The organism is Brevibacillus nigriterrae, from assembly GCF_049846925.1.
Lineage (GTDB): Bacteria > Bacillota > Bacilli > Brevibacillales > Brevibacillaceae > Brevibacillus_H.
Genome location: NZ_JBNCMT010000002.1, coordinates 7,885 through 22,435, shown reverse-complemented (window position 1 = coordinate 22,435; position 14,551 = coordinate 7,885). Strand labels below are relative to the sequence as shown.

General features: G+C 43.8%; 18 protein-coding genes. 12 read left to right on the top strand and 6 right to left on the bottom strand.

Annotated elements, in window-relative coordinates; translation table 11 throughout:
- Positions 1 to 15: 15 nt before the first annotated feature.
- On the bottom strand, positions 16 to 492 hold the full coding sequence (locus tag ACPW7N_RS01855) for a hypothetical protein (RefSeq protein ID WP_425649301.1): 477 nt from the start codon (positions 490 to 492) through the stop codon (positions 16 to 18).
- Positions 493 to 646: 154 nt separating this feature from the next.
- Here ACPW7N_RS01855 and ACPW7N_RS01850 point away from each other — a divergent pair, with 154 nt between their 5' ends.
- Complete coding sequence (locus ACPW7N_RS01850; RefSeq protein WP_425649300.1) at positions 647 to 1,057, top strand: WGxxGxxG family protein; 411 nt, start codon at positions 647 to 649, stop codon at positions 1,055 to 1,057.
- Between the two features lie 139 nt (positions 1,058 to 1,196).
- On the top strand, positions 1,197 to 1,454 hold the full coding sequence (locus tag ACPW7N_RS01845; RefSeq protein ID WP_425649299.1) for a hypothetical protein: 258 nt from the start codon (positions 1,197 to 1,199) through the stop codon (positions 1,452 to 1,454).
- Between the two features lie 442 nt (positions 1,455 to 1,896).
- On the opposite strand, the gene ACPW7N_RS01840 is transcribed toward ACPW7N_RS01845, so the two are convergent.
- Complete coding sequence (locus ACPW7N_RS01840; RefSeq protein ID WP_425649298.1) at positions 1,897 to 2,136, bottom strand: hypothetical protein; 240 nt, start codon at positions 2,134 to 2,136, stop codon at positions 1,897 to 1,899.
- Positions 2,137 to 2,301: 165 nt separating this feature from the next.
- Entirely contained in the window at positions 2,302 to 3,558 is a 1,257-nt protein-coding gene (locus tag ACPW7N_RS01835) for an ATP-binding protein (protein WP_425649297.1), read from the bottom strand.
- Positions 3,559 to 3,729: 171 nt separating this feature from the next.
- On the opposite strand from ACPW7N_RS01835, the gene deoD reads away from it, so the two are divergent.
- Both deoD and ACPW7N_RS01825 read left to right on the top strand, forming a co-directional pair.
- Positions 3,730 to 4,431, top strand: coding sequence for a purine-nucleoside phosphorylase (gene deoD / locus ACPW7N_RS01830; protein ID WP_425649296.1), 702 nt, complete (start codon positions 3,730 to 3,732; stop codon positions 4,429 to 4,431).
- A 131-nt stretch (positions 4,432 to 4,562) separates the two neighbouring features.
- Positions 4,563 to 4,706, top strand: coding sequence for a hypothetical protein (locus ACPW7N_RS01825; protein ID WP_425649295.1), 144 nt, complete (start codon positions 4,563 to 4,565; stop codon positions 4,704 to 4,706).
- Between the two features lie 52 nt (positions 4,707 to 4,758).
- Here ACPW7N_RS01825 and ACPW7N_RS01820 read toward each other — a convergent pair whose 3' ends face one another.
- Positions 4,759 to 5,052, bottom strand: coding sequence for an Mpo1-like protein (locus tag ACPW7N_RS01820; RefSeq protein ID WP_425649294.1), 294 nt, complete (start codon positions 5,050 to 5,052; stop codon positions 4,759 to 4,761).
- A 182-nt stretch (positions 5,053 to 5,234) separates the two neighbouring features.
- On the opposite strand from ACPW7N_RS01820, the gene ACPW7N_RS01815 reads away from it, so the two are divergent.
- The 7 genes from ACPW7N_RS01815 (at position 5,235) to ACPW7N_RS01785 (ending at position 11,137) form a co-directional block, all read left to right on the top strand.
- Complete coding sequence (locus tag ACPW7N_RS01815; protein ID WP_425649293.1) at positions 5,235 to 5,951, top strand: stalk domain-containing protein; 717 nt, start codon at positions 5,235 to 5,237, stop codon at positions 5,949 to 5,951.
- A gap of 15 nt (positions 5,952 to 5,966) precedes the next feature.
- Entirely contained in the window at positions 5,967 to 6,653 is a 687-nt protein-coding gene (locus tag ACPW7N_RS01810; RefSeq protein WP_425649292.1) for a stalk domain-containing protein, read from the top strand.
- Positions 6,654 to 6,753: 100 nt separating this feature from the next.
- A complete protein-coding gene (locus ACPW7N_RS01805) occupies positions 6,754 to 8,163 on the top strand; it encodes a class I SAM-dependent DNA methyltransferase (RefSeq protein WP_425649291.1) in 1,410 nt (469 codons plus the stop codon).
- 2 nt (positions 8,164 to 8,165) lie between these two features.
- Positions 8,166 to 9,368 carry a restriction endonuclease subunit S gene (locus ACPW7N_RS01800; RefSeq protein ID WP_425649290.1) on the top strand — a complete coding sequence of 401 codons (1,203 nt, stop codon included), beginning with the start codon at positions 8,166 to 8,168 and terminating at the stop codon, positions 9,366 to 9,368.
- Positions 9,369 to 9,462: 94 nt separating this feature from the next.
- The gene (locus tag ACPW7N_RS01795; RefSeq protein WP_425649289.1) at positions 9,463 to 9,657 is read left to right on the top strand and encodes a hypothetical protein; all 195 of its coding nucleotides are present in this window, start codon (positions 9,463 to 9,465) and stop codon (positions 9,655 to 9,657) included.
- A 137-nt stretch (positions 9,658 to 9,794) separates the two neighbouring features.
- Complete coding sequence (locus ACPW7N_RS01790; RefSeq protein ID WP_425649288.1) at positions 9,795 to 10,610, top strand: methyl-accepting chemotaxis protein; 816 nt, start codon at positions 9,795 to 9,797, stop codon at positions 10,608 to 10,610.
- 38 nt (positions 10,611 to 10,648) lie between these two features.
- On the top strand, positions 10,649 to 11,137 hold the full coding sequence (locus ACPW7N_RS01785; RefSeq protein WP_425649287.1) for a GNAT family N-acetyltransferase: 489 nt from the start codon (positions 10,649 to 10,651) through the stop codon (positions 11,135 to 11,137).
- A gap of 30 nt (positions 11,138 to 11,167) precedes the next feature.
- Here the strand turns inward: ACPW7N_RS01785 and ACPW7N_RS01780 are convergent, their stop codons facing one another.
- Entirely contained in the window at positions 11,168 to 11,908 is a 741-nt protein-coding gene (locus ACPW7N_RS01780) for an MOSC domain-containing protein (protein WP_425649286.1), read from the bottom strand.
- A 194-nt stretch (positions 11,909 to 12,102) separates the two neighbouring features.
- Here ACPW7N_RS01780 and ACPW7N_RS01775 point away from each other — a divergent pair, with 194 nt between their 5' ends.
- Entirely contained in the window at positions 12,103 to 13,308 is a 1,206-nt protein-coding gene (locus ACPW7N_RS01775) for an alanyl-tRNA editing protein (RefSeq protein WP_425649285.1), read from the top strand.
- Between the two features lie 368 nt (positions 13,309 to 13,676).
- Here the strand turns inward: ACPW7N_RS01775 and ACPW7N_RS01770 are convergent, their stop codons facing one another.
- Complete coding sequence (locus ACPW7N_RS01770) at positions 13,677 to 14,390, bottom strand: polyphosphate kinase 2 family protein (protein WP_425649284.1); 714 nt, start codon at positions 14,388 to 14,390, stop codon at positions 13,677 to 13,679.
- Positions 14,391 to 14,551: the final 161 nt, after the last annotated feature.

Genomic DNA, 14,551 nt, shown 5'->3' with positions numbered 1-14,551 from the left:
TGTTGTTAAGCAGGTTTATATTCGAGTAAACCCTTCTTCTTCCAGATATTGTGTCGCCTCTTCATACGAACCGAAAGACTCCTCCAGATTCAACCCGGCGTAAATGTTCCACCACTCATCCTCGTTCAGCAGGATCAGGGTCTGATTGTCGGGTCCAGCCCAGCGTTCCTCCTGTCCTTCTCCGATAATCGCTTCTTCTGCTTCTGTCCGAGGCGGTTCAGAAAGTGATTGAATGGATGAGCGAATCAATTTTTGCAAGGCATCAGCAGAAAAGTCACGGATATTTACGAAGCCCTTGTCATCTGTTTTATATCCGCGAATCAGTCCTGCATAAACGAACCCGTTTCCATTCGGATGCAGATGATATACCACATTTTTCTTTTCGTGTTTGCTTTCCTCAAACTGGTAGTTTACTCGGCCGAGCGATACGGCTTTTTTTTGCAGTTCTGGAAAAGATTCAATGATAGCAGTTTTTTCTTCAAATGTAAGCATGAAGACCCTCCAACACACGTGGTTTGTAATTTAGCGATTATACCACACGGCACATTATGGAAGAAAGCGCTCAAAGGGGTGGAGGGGAATGAATAATCCAACTCAACCTAGGAAATAAGTTGAATAGACCTAAGAAAGGGGTTGAGTTTTCATTATGAAAAAAACCAGAATGTCAGTTATTGTAATGGTGCTTATGTTGGCAATGGGTGCTTCAGCATACGCTGAAACAGGTGGTACAAGAGCAGGCGTAGGGGTTGGTGGAAGCGGCGCAGGTTTTACGACGGGTACAGGGACAGGCTATAACACTTATGGGACAACCGGAGGCTCTGCTGGTACAACAGCAGGTACAACGGGTACGACAGGTTACAACAACACCTATGGCACATACGGCACAAATGGAACTGGTATGACCAATAATGGTACGTTTGGTACGAATAATAATGGTTATGGCACAAGGGCTGCTGCTGGCGACAATGATGTTGACTGGGGCTGGCTTGGCTTGTTAGGTCTGGCAGGATTAGCCGGAATGCGCAACAGAAGAGACAACAGAGAACCTCAACGGTAAATCTTTGCAACCAGTAGCCCGCCTTTTGCAAATGCAGAGGCGGGTTTTCGAATTTAGGAATCAGTATCGGGTTATACTATGTGTGCGAGGAGGAGACAGGAGAGTACCGCTTTTCCACACGACAAGCCTCGTTGGGGAAATGAGCAGATTGTTTCTTTCGTCGGTCGAGAATGGCAGTAGCGTCAATACAAAAATTTTGCCTTCGGTTGTTATAGAATTGGATGGTCAACAAAGACTCCAAGGGATCTATACCGGATTAAAAGGTGTTGATGTTGAAGGGGAGGAACTCTTTCTTAATTTATTAGAGAACGCAAAGGAATTCGGGCTTATGTATGATTTTCGTTTTTTATCCGAAGAGGAACGTGATCAATTAACAGAAACCCAATATTCGAAATAACGGTATTCAAACTGTGTTTGCGACTGTGCATGTATGCAGACTAGCATGAAAATGAGTCGGAGCATATCTGACCTGCTCCAAATCAATGTTTTAATTTATGTCCAAACTTTAAATTTCCTGCAACCTTGGATTTGCTTTGTTACGTCTATAAAACCAGCAACATGTTTTTTTCAGTACTACCCCTAATCCTTTATCCACTTGGAAATGTTTCCGGGTGGTTTTTTTTGTCCTATTATCCCCTTAATTCTGAATAGCTTAGTAGTAGGACAAGGAGTGATGATAAGTGAAATGGAAAAATAGAATCGATACTGGTTCAATCGTTTGGGTAAGTGTAATGATCAGCCTTTTCTTAATACTGCTAGTTTTTGGTTTGTTTACGAAGGTAGCTTGAAAAATAACGAAACACCCCAAGGGAAAAACTGCCTTGGGGTTCTCGGTATGTTTACCAAAAACCACTCTCAAAATATTCTTCACTTCGTTTTTTTAGCTCCTGTTTTTTTTGGTCTAGCACCTGCTTCACGCTTGACCAATCCGCCGTATGATTTCCACTTGGAATCGACATATTCTGCTCAGCTAGAATGGTTTGAAGTACCTGTTCGTCATCTGGCGAGTTGTATTTCTCTTCGAAGTTTCCTACTACCCTTATTTCCTGAATTTTCTTCTGAATATCTTCGGGTAACATGTAGACATCTCCTATCAAGCTGTTTACTACCATGTTCCCCTTGTATTGGTGCACTTATCCATACATCCTTCATCCTTGAAGTTATCATTGAAATATCAAAATGATTAGACTAATACCTAATTAGGTTATTATCTAAATACGCATTTTACTATGGGGGTTTGGCGGTTATTTGCATGAGCCTGGAAATGACAAAGTAAACTTGGTTCCTTTACCATACACGCTGTTTATGCTCACTTTGCCGTTGAAAGCATGGACGATGCTAAAGGCGACCATTGTGCCTAATCCAGTCCCTTTGTCTTTGGTTGAATAATAGGGTGTTCCCAGGCGGGCAATTTGTTCTGCTGTCATTCCTGTTCCTGAGTCGGTAATCTCAATTACCGCCATCTGATTGTGAAATGAATTGCAGATGGATAATGTACCCCCGTCTGGCATTGCCTCGATCCCGTTTTTCACGAGGTTAATCAGGCATTGATGAAGTTTCTGCCTGTCACCAGATATGATACAAAGCTCGTTTAACTCCTTATGTAACTCTACATTGTGCATAGTGGCATATGGCGCCATCACATCCAGTACGTACTTGATTTCATCAGAGACATTCAATGTTACGATACTGCTTAATTGAGGCTTGGCCAAAGTAAGATAATCGGTAATGATAGAACCGGCTCGATCCAGCTCTTCTAACGATAGCTGAAGGAACTCATCACGCTTCCCTTTGGGAAGATCAGCCTTTAGCAGCAACTGGATAAATCCTCTGGTAACAGTCAGAGGGTTTCGTATTTCATGAGAGACGGAAGCAGCCATTTCACTTACCACTCTCAACTTTTCAGCACGGTTTATCATTTCTCTCAGCACAGTATTTTCCCGTATACGCTCTACCATGAAAGTAACAAGTAAGGCAATAATGACTTTCATTAGAATGAGTTCTTCTGCGACGAAAATCATAAAGATGGGCAGTTCGCAAAAAATCAAATATAAGAGGTTTGAAAATACTGATGTGGAAAATGCCAGAGATGTTGTGACCAGTAATTTGGATCGCATGGTGAATCCTTTGTAGTGAGGAAGTATTATGTAAATGATTGGCAGCATGGAGCCATAAATTACAAGGTTTGCTAGGCTACCTGTTCCCCCTAACAAAAATCGATAACCAATGATCTCAATGGCAAGTACAACTGCAGTAGGAAATCCGCAGTAAAGAGAGGCAAGGATAAAAGGAATGAAGCGAAGGTCAAAATGATAGCCGGGTATGATAATAGACGGGAAGCTCATACATAGGAAAATACTAATCGCTGAGAAGGAAGCAATGATTAATTTGTTTTGTTTCTTGGTGATATGAAATCGATCCAGAGAAAGGATTTGATAAAGGAATAATGGGAAGATAATAAAAAATACATTAATCAAGATGTCTTTCCAAGCATGGCCCACTTCGTCGCACCTACTAATCAAGAATATATTTCCATAATTAAGTTATACTAGAATCGTTTCCAAATACAAGTACAATGTTGTGCTGTTCAATTATTTTTGCATATATTTCCTTGAGAGAATGTGGTAGTTTTGTAGGTGTGATATTTGTCCATTACGGAGGGAGAGTTACAAATGAGTGTACATATCGGTGCCAAAGAAAACGAAATTGCCGAAACGGTCCTGCTGCCTGGCGACCCGCTTCGTGCCAAATATATAGCGGAGAATTTTCTGGAGAATGCCGTTTGCTACAATGAAGTACGTGGAATGCTTGGTTTTACTGGTACATATAAAGGCAAGCGAGTTTCCGTCCAAGGAACAGGTATGGGAATACCATCCATCTCTATCTATGTGAATGAATTAATGCAAAGCTATGGGGTTCAAAACCTGATTCGTGTTGGTACTTGTGGTGCCATCCAGGAAGATGTTCGAGTAAGAGACATTATTATTGCCATGAGTGCTTCAACGGATTCAGCAGTAAATCGCATTCGTTTTAACGGAATCGATTTTGCTCCTACTGCCAATTTCGATTTGCTCAAAAAAGCGTATGATACGGCATCATCCAGAGGCTTGGCAGTGAAGGTCGGAAATGTATTTACGAGTGATACTTTCTATAACGAGGATAAAGAGAGCATCAAGCGTTGGGCAGACTATCAGATATTGGCACTGGAAATGGAGACAGCAGCTCTGTACACACTTGCTGCCAAGTTTAATCGCAAAGCACTGTCCATTCTGACTGTAAGCGATCATGTGATTACGGGTGAAGAGACGACTGCAGAAGAACGTCAAACCACTTTCAACGACATGATTCATGTGGCTCTGGATTCATTGCTGTAGTCATTTCTTCCTTTAGGGATAGGTTCCAGTTTACTCGATTGAAATATGCGTTCGGTCTCGTACAAATGCCGTGACAAGCAATCGGAAAAAAGCGTAGACTATCCTATCCTAACGATAAGGGGGGAGCCATCATGTACGGAGAAGATGCAAAATCTTTTAGTTTCAAAAAAGGCAAAAAGGTTATTGTTGTAAAAGTAACAGTTATCGTTAAAGAGGATAACAAAAAGAAGAGACACCACAACAGAAAAAAAAATAACCATTGCTGCTGGGAGTAAATCTTAAAAAGAGAGCAGTTAGCATGCAACAGGCTAACTGCTCTTTTTCATTTTATTTGTACGGCTTTCCAGTGACAAAACCCCACATTCGCTTGGCAATCCACCATGGGCCAACCAGTAAAAAGATTGGATTTTTGAAAAAGGAAGGAGGGTTGCCTTCAAAAAAATGACCAATAAATTGAAACACCCATCCGAGGATAAACAAACCGATCCCCCACTTCCAATCAAAGAAGAAGACCGGAAGCGAAACAACGATCATCGGTATACCAATCGCATGTGTCAGCTTGTTCATAGGATGTTGATGGTCCTTTTTATACCGTTCCATAAAACTCATCTTTTGTTCCATCAGCTCACCTCGTAAGCGTTTTCATTACAGTAAGCATACCATAAAGAGTGATAAAGTTCACAAAATACCAAAAATTCAAAAGAATATAGACAAACCATCTGTGATATACATTCCGACGGGAGGAAAAAGGCTTGGCGAGGCAGAACTTTTTCGAACAAGGCACAATACATAGGGGGATGAGAATGAAACGGTATGACAAATGGAAGTATATGCTTGTTGGTTTTTTGTTAAGTACTGTGTTCTGTACAGGTGCTGTTTTTGCGGCCACGAAGATTGACGTGAACTTTTTACCTTTACAATTTTATTTTGACGGTCAGCAAAAACAACCTGCCAGTGGGCAACAAGGGTTGATCTACAACGGAACGACGTATGTTCCGCTTCGATTTATGGCAGACTCCATCGGTAAATCAGTCACGTATGTTCCCGAGACACGCTCCGTATATGTGGGAAAGGCCCCGAAAGGTACGGTTACCTATCTGACTGCATTGAAACCAAGTACTTTTGACAAAAGCAAAGGGAATAGTGGAGATATGGTGAAACCGATTACGTCTTTCACTACGGTATCAGGCAAGGCATACTCGAATGGGTATGAAGTCGTGAAAGGATTCAAGCTGGACCGAGGCAATTTTAAAGCAGAATATATATTGAGTAAGGGCTATACCAAATTCCTGGCTGAACTGGCTCCCTCCATCTATTGGGCTGATAAGCCAGTTGATCCGGATGTAGGCAGATTTAAAATTTTTGGTGACGGTAGAGAAATTTATGATTCAGGAACGATACCTTCCAATCTCGAGGAACCGATCAAGATCGACCTGGATGTAAGTGAATACAACAAACTTACAATTGAAGGGTTTGCAAAGGATCAGGTAGCCATGCTCGATCCACGGTTAATCCAATAAGGAGGGGGAAGCTCGATGAACTGGAAAAAATACTTGTACATATCAGCGGGATTTCTCGTTGGTTCCATCCTGTTTACCAGCGTGGCTTTTGCCGCAACGAGAATCAATGTGACATTTTTGCCGCTCACATTTTATTTTGACGGGGCTGTGAAGGCTCCGCCTCAAGGGCAGCAAAGCTTTATTTATAACGGAACTACCTATGTTCCTTTGCGCTTTATGGCCGATGCGATAGGAAAAACCGTCACTTATGTGCCAAAGACGTATTCGCTGTACATCGGAAGCTCTGTAGATGAGCAAACGGTTCATATGAAGGACATCAAACCAACGGCTGCAGGTGAAAACAATAGCAAATTTTCGGAAACAGTTACAACTAATCGGGACGTGACCCTAGATGCAGGATATAAAGTCGGTTTGGATGCCAAGGATGGGTTTATTCGCTACGAGTACGCCCTGAATGGTCAATACAAGCGCTTTGTGGCTGATCTGGCTCCTGGGGAAGCATGGGGGCTACGGAACAAATCGGATAACATCGGCAGCCTCAAGATTTATTGTGATGACAAGCTTGTCTATGACAGCAAAGCCATTCCTTCCGATCTCGAGAAACCGTACAGGATTCAAGTTGATTTGACAGGCGTTGTGAAGCTGAAGATCGATTTGACAGGCAGAGCGGTAGCGTTAGGCAACCCACTTTTCGTTAAGTAATCTCCGGAAAGCTCATCCACACCAGATTGTTAAGCGATCTGCGAAAGGGTGAGCTTTTTTTGATATGATAGATCTAAAATCACTTGTAGAGGGTTAACGGATGAAGACGCAAGAGCTGGTTCAGAAACTGTGGAATCTCTGTCATGTGCTGCGGGATGACGGAATCACCTATCATCAGTACGTTGTTGAATTAACCTATTTGCTGTTTATCAAGCTGCTCCGGGAGACAGGGCAGGAGCACATTCTACCTGTTGCCTTTCGTTGGGATCGCCTGACTGAGTTGAAAGGAGAAAAATTGCTCGAAACCTATTCTCACCTGCTTACACAATTAGGTGCGACAAGGACAGGCTTGATTGGAGAAATCTATGCTGGAGCCAGAACGCATATTGCCGAGCCAAGAAACCTGGAGAAAATTATCCAAGCCATGAATGAAGGAAATTGGTACAGTTCTTCTGTAGAAGGGTTGGGAGACCTGTATGAGGGGCTGCTCGCCAAAAATGCAAGCGAAAAGAAGTCGGGGGCAGGTCAATATTTTACACCTCGGCCACTTGTTACGCTCCTTGTAGAGTTAATGAACCCTCAGGTAGGAGACCGCTGTAACGATCCTGCCTGCGGCACATTCGGCTTTATGATTGCAGCAGAGCGCCATGTTCGTGCATTAAGCAACAATTACAGGAAGCTCAGTGAAGAGGAAAGATTATTCCAGCATCAATCAGCGTTCTCCGGGTGTGAATTGGTGCAGGATACACACCGCCTTGCCTTGATGAATGCCATGCTTCACGGATTGGAAAGTCAAATCATTTTAGGTGATACCCTTGCCGTCCGAAGAGAGTCACAAATGAATATGGACGTCATTTTAACGAATCCACCCTTTGGATCAAAAAAAGGGGGGGAACGTCCTGCTCGTCCTGATTTGCCTTTTGTCACCTCTAACAAGCAATTGGCGTTTATTCAGCACATATATTCAGCGCTCCGTCCCAATGGTTCCGCACGTGCGGCTGTTATTGTTCCAGACAATGTGTTGTTTCAGGACAATGAAGCACAGAAGATACGCTGTGATCTGATGGAAAAGTGCAATCTGCATACGGTGCTTCGCCTGCCGACGGGAATTTTTTATGCGACTGGCGTCCATACCAGTGTGTTGTTTTTTACGAGAGGTACAAGTGATGAGGCGAATACCCAGGGTGTATGGTTTTATGATTTGCGATCAGACATGCCCAACTTCGGCAAGCGAGTACAACTGACCGAGCAGTATTTTACTGATTTTATCGAGGCGTATCGTGCAAATGATCGGCATGCGATAGCAGATCAGCGATGGTCGTATTATTCAAGAGAGCAGATTCGCCAACAGGGGGATAATCTCGATCTGGGATTGCTCCACCGTCAGGCGTTGGAAAATAATTCAGATCCGGTCCGATTGGCAGAGAATGCGATCGGTAAGCTAGAAGAGGCATCCCGGCTTTTACAAGAACTGCTGGAGGATTTGAAGACGAGAAGAGATGAGGGGTAGTTATGGCTTTTGGCCGAAAATGGGTCACACTGGGAGAGGCGCATGAAATTATAACAGGTTCAACCCCCTCCAGACAGTGTGAAGAGTGTTATGGAGGAGATATCCCTTTCGTCAAACCACCTGACTTGTCTCAGGGTGAACAGTTGGTGCAGTCAAGTGAATACCTGACTGAGAAGGGCGCACAATCCGTTCCTTGCATCCCAGCCAACTCCACCTTGGTATGCTGTATCGGTTCAGTGGGGAAATCAGCATTTACACGGATCCCCGTGCGGACCAACCAGCAGATCAACAGCCTCATTCCTTCTGCTGCTGTTTTCCCGAAGTATACGTATTACTATTCACTTACTCCGTTTTTTCAGCGGTTGCTGCATGCACAGGTCTCCATTACGACAATTGCCATTGTTAGTAAAAGCAGGCTGTCCAAGCTGCCCTTTCCTCTGCCGTCTATGCATGAGCAGTTACAGATTGTGAACGAAATCGAGCGGGATTTGGCAAGGCTTGATCGAATCGAGCAACTGGTCAGGGAAGCGAAAGAATTAGGTAACGAGCTGCGTCAATCGATTCTCGCTCAAACATTTTCCAGCTACCGGAGGAAATCTGCGGATTGGAATGTGATGCCCTTTGGGGAACTCGTGAGGGAATCGAAGGTTGGTTTAGCTCGTAAACAAGTGGACCAGTCGATCAATCACCCCTACGGTTATTTTAAAATGAACAACATTACTGCTGCTGGCGAGCTTGATTGGGATGATCTTACCAAGGTGCATGCGACTGAAGAAGAAGTGGAAGCATACACCCTTTGTAATGATGACCTCCTGCTCAATATGCGGAACAGTTGGGGGCTGGTTGGCAAAAACGCGATTTTTACGAACAAATCAGCTATACCTGATCTGTTTAATAACAACATCATGCGGATTCGTTTCAAAGAGGGAGTTCATCCATGGTATGTCCACTATTATCTTCAATCACCTGACGGGTTGACCGGTCTGGGACAGATAAAAAGAGCTACCACAAATGTAGCGGCTATCTATGCGAGAGAGGTCTTTCAGATCCCTGTTCCTTGCCCAAGCCTGACGATTCAAACGCGAATGGTAGATGAGATTCAACAAGCCTTTTTGCGTGAAAGAAAAGCGTTGCACATTATGAAAGAGTCCATTTGTTTGCAATCGCTCAGAGCCGCAATTGTTGAAAAACATTTTTCTGTCTAGTGAACTGAAATGCTCACATTTTGGTAACAAATTAGTGAAGGAAGCCGATCACCCTCGTCGAAAAATCCTACTAAACTAAGTGGGGGTGGGGCGTATGGAACAAAAGAAAGAATTAGCTTACAAATTATTCAACATTCCGAACGACCAAATCCGTGATGAAGTCTCTCACATGCGGGAGTCTGTATCCGGTGGGGCAATTGATCTGGAATTCAAACAGGAAGTGCTTCGCAAACTGGCTGAACTCGATGCAAAAATAGACCGCATTTTGTATGTAATTCAGAAACAATAAATGGAAAAAGGCGCTATTATGGCGTCTTTTTTTGACTTAAAAAACTTCTTGATTCCACCGATATAGAATAAAGCACCACAGAAGCAAATATTATTCATAATTATATCAAATAGAAATACAGGATTGAGGGGATTCATATGAATCATAAGATCGTGGAAATCATGAACTCAATGGAGACATACCAGTTAACTTACCCGGAGGATGCCTGTATAGTGGTAGCAGATACGGAAAAGGTGGTTGCCTATCTGCCAGGAAAAAAGGTTGATCTCAAGGTAAAGGTGGGGACACCCATTGAGATGTTTAAAGGTACAGTGGCTTATAAAGCTTTTGAAACAGGAAAAGTGGTTCAGGAAGAACGGGGGCCTGAGCAGTTTGGCATGGCATATATATCCTCTGGTGTTCCGATTCGTGAAAATGGCAAGGTGATCGGTGTCATTTGTGCTGTTGTTTCATCCGAGCAAATTGATACACTCCGCACCAGTGCCACTGAATTATCCGCTACGGTTGAAGAAATGTCAGCGACGACACAAGAAGTTTCATCTGCATCAGCCGATATGGCTCACCGGTTGCAAGGGTTGTTAAGTGAATCAGAGAACATGATCAACGATATTAAAGAAATTCATTCCGTTTTGGCGTTTGTTCAGGATGTTGCCAGTCAATCCCATATGTTGGGCCTGAATGCGGCCATTGAAGCTGCACGGGCTGGTGAGCATGGAAGAGGGTTCTCTGTTGTAGCGAATGAAATACGAAAAATGGCTGAACAAAGCAAGGTCTCTGCCAAGAATATTCACGACCAGCTTCAACACATACAGGATGCTGTGATCAAAATAAACGATACGATTCAGCAAGTTGCGAGTTATACACAACAGCACTCGGCGAGCATGCAGGAATTGCATCATGCCTTTGATCATATTGCTCAGACGGCTGATCGATTGGTCACTGCTACAAAATAGGCTTCTCTTCAAATAAGTTGAGGGGAGATTTGATGGGAATGACGGATTTTCACATTCGAGCAGCTACTGATTCGGATCTGCCTTTTCTGTGGGAAATGCTGTATCAAGCCTTGTTCATTCCAGAAGGGGAAAAGCGGCCATCAAGAGATATTCTGAAACAGCCAGAGTTGGCAAGATGTCTGGAGAATTGGGGACGGATTGGCGACGTTGCGCTCATTGCGACTGATCGAGCCAATCAAAACCTTGGAGCAGTGTGGATTCGCCATTTCGATGAGCTGAACCGGACTTACGGATACGTAGGCGAGAGTACCCCAATCCTGGGTATTGCCCTTCTCCCTGAGCATCGGGGAAAAGGTGTTGGAACGTCATTACTCCATGAAATAATTAGCCAGTCAAAAAGGAATCAGATTTCGTCCATTTCCTTGAGCGTCAATCCGGAAAATCCTGCCCGCAGACTCTATGAGCGCTTCGGCTTTGCAAGAGTTAGCGAAGAAGGCACGTCGTGGACAATGGTAGCAACAATATGAGCGTGGCTATTGCCACGCTCCTTTTTCATTCTATAAGGTTTCTGGATCGTGAAGTTCGATTCGGTCTCCCACACTAATTTTCCCGGTGCGAATAACCTGTCCGTACACACAAAAGAAATTGTTGCGTTTATCCAGTACCAGCTTGTGCAAGGATTTGTCACTTTCTAACGTATCTGGATCAATATTAATAATAGGGCAGCGATCAACAGCGCCCGTGATACGAATGATTACATCGCCTGCTACCAGATGTTTGCCGATCCATTCTTCTTCTGCAAACGGACGATCTTCATCCAGAGTGAGCAAAAGATTGGAGCGGAAGCGACGAGGGTGTATCGATTTCCCCCAGAGCTCTTCCAGTTTGCGAATGGACGATTCCGTTGTGATGGTGAGGGGTTCCACATCAATGGCTCCGACGGGTACATGATCGGGAGTGTACCTCATTTGTGAAACCGGGCGGTCGGCAAGACGCTGGATTTCTTCAAGAAGCGCTTGATCGTTCCAGGAATATACGTTTCCTTGTGGTGTAGTTATTTTTACATCCGGGTATGTATCATAATCTTCTTCACCGATGAATTCGGCCTTGTACTCGAGCATTGCTGGAATTTGAGTAGATGTTAAGTAGCTGCCTGGTCTTGTCTCATCCAAAAAGGTATGGCTCCGATCGCCATACAGTCCATAGGCTTCAACTGAACAAGAAGCCACACTCTCACCACGGAATGATTTGACGGGATGCCTGATAATTTCTTTAATTGTTGCAATCTCTTTACTCATTTTACTTGTTCTCTCCCTGTTTATTTCTATTTGGTGGTTTCGGTTATCAAGTCCATTTTACATTATCAGAACGACATGTAAGAGTCTGTTTTGATCATCACAGTTTACATGACTTAGAATAATTAGTACAGTTGTTTGCAAACAAGTAAAATAGAATGGTATCAGGAATAAATTTCCACAGAAAAGAGGTTCGTATGAAAGACAGATTATATTACCAGGATGCTTACATACAAGAATTCAACGCCACCGTGACCAATCGGGGGATCGATCCAATCGGAAATTACATAGAACTGAGCAAGACCGCTTTTTATCCAACAGGCGGGGGCCAGCCTTGTGACACGGGAATGATTCAGGGCATTTGTGTTACACAAGTGGAGGAAGTAGACGGACAGATTCGACATTATCTGGAGAGTCCGCTGCCAGAGGATGTTGCGGAAATTGAGGGACGCATCGACTGGGCAAGACGATTCGACCACATGCAGCAGCATAATGGGCAGCATATTCTTTCAGCAGCATTTTATCATCAGGCTGATATTGCAACGATCGGCTTTCATTTAGGCAAAGAGATCGTGACCATTGATCTTGATACTGCCGAACTTACGGAAGATCTGGTACGGAGTGTAGAAGATGTGGCGAATCAGATGGTTGTGAATAACCGTCCGATTGAAGCACGGTTTGTAAGCCAGGAAGAATTGGCGAAAATGCCGATTCGTAAAGCTCCAACGGTTACCGAAAATATTCGGATGGTCATTATTCCAGATTTCGACTATAACCTGTGCGGAGGAACTCATCCTCGTTTCACCGGGGAAGTCGGTATGATCAAGGTCATTGGTTGGGAGCGGAATAAAGGGAAAATCCGGCTTAGCTTTGTAAGTGGCTCACGCGTACTTGGATTATTGCGGGATAAGATGGACGTATTGCAAAGTCTCACTCGATTGCTTACCTGTGGTGAAGGAGAATTGCTGCATAACATGACTCGTGTGCTGGATGAACAAAAAGACTCCACTCGCCAATTGCAAGAAGCTCGTCTTCAATTGATGGAGTATGAAATCAGTGAATTAAGAGAGCAGGCAATCACTCACCAAGGAATGCATATTATCACGAAGGTGCTTGATCAGGCATCCATGCAGGAATTGCAGCGGATGGCTCAGACGATCACAGCTCGCTTCGAAGACAGTGTTGTTCTGTTAGCCTCCGAGGGGGAACGGACACAGCTTGTTTTTGCCAGAGGCCAAGGAATCTCACTCGACGCAACACAACTATTGAAGCAGGTGCTCCCGCTCATCGATGGCAAAGGCGGAGGCAAGCCGGAGATGGGTCAAGGTGGCGGAGCAGGAACTGTATCGGGAGAAACTATCATCAAACATGCGCTTGAGCTGATTGTGTCCAGCGATAAATAAGTTTTGGATTGGAATTCTTGAGTTACTGGGATATGAAATAGATAAAAAAACACAGCGGCAGGACTAGGACTTATTAAAAAAAGTCTTAGACGGCCGCTGTGTTTTGTGTGTTAGATTCAATACTTTCTCATCTGAAAAGCCAGTAACTTTCAGCAAACTCATTACAGGCACCGATAAACTTTTTACGGTAAAGTGTTATCCCTAAGTAATATTAATACTACTACAACAAAGAAGAATTATTACACATATGGTACTTTTGTGCCAAATGAAGAAGGAACCTACCAAGTGACATTTTATATACAGAGGTGATGAAATTTAAGGGCTGTCAGAAGTTGTTAATCCTCGTGCTTAGGCGGGGATTTTTGTTTTTAAAGCTTTTTGCGTTCTTTAATTTTATCAACAACCGTTCGTAAAACCTTCACACGGGCGAACCACTTGTATTCAGCTTCAATGAGCTGCCAGGGTGCGTACGTCGTGCTCGTACGATACAGCATCTCTTCGACGGCTTCTTCGTAAAAGTCCCACTTTTCGCGGTTTCGCCAATCCTCCTTGGTCAGCTTCCACTGTTTGAACGGATTTTTCTGACGTTCCTCAAACCGACGAAGCTGTTCATCTTTCGATATTTGAAGCCAGAACTTGATCACGAGATAGCCGTCATCAGTCAGCATTTTTTCAAACTGGTTGATTTCGTCGTAGGCACGTTTCCATTCATATTCATGTGCAAATTTCTCAACCCGTTCGACCAGAACACGTCCGTACCAGGATCTGTCGAATATGCCTACACTGCCTTGGTGAGGCAAGCGGTTCCAAAAACGCCATAAATAGTGATGCTTCTTCTCGATACCATCGGGTGCTGCGATTGAATGCACCTGGAAACCACGAGGGTCCATCCGTTCTGTCAGCCGGCGAATCGTGCCACCTTTACCTGCGGCGTCCCAACCTTCGAACAGGATGATTGTTGGAATTCCTGTACTGTGCAGTTCTCTTTGCAGGGTGAGTAATTCTAGCTGGTATTCTTTCAGCATGGATTTATATTCTTTTTCGGTTGCGTAGCTTTGTTGTAAATCTAGCTTTTCTAGCATGGCGATTACCCCCTTGCTCCATATTTTAGTATAGACAAGAGGGCAACTATCGGAATAGTTTGAACATTGTGTGTCAAAAAAACAGCTGACTGTTTTTTTGACGACCTGCGGTCACATCAACTTTTTATAAAAAACGTCGAGACGTTTTTTACAGAAACCAG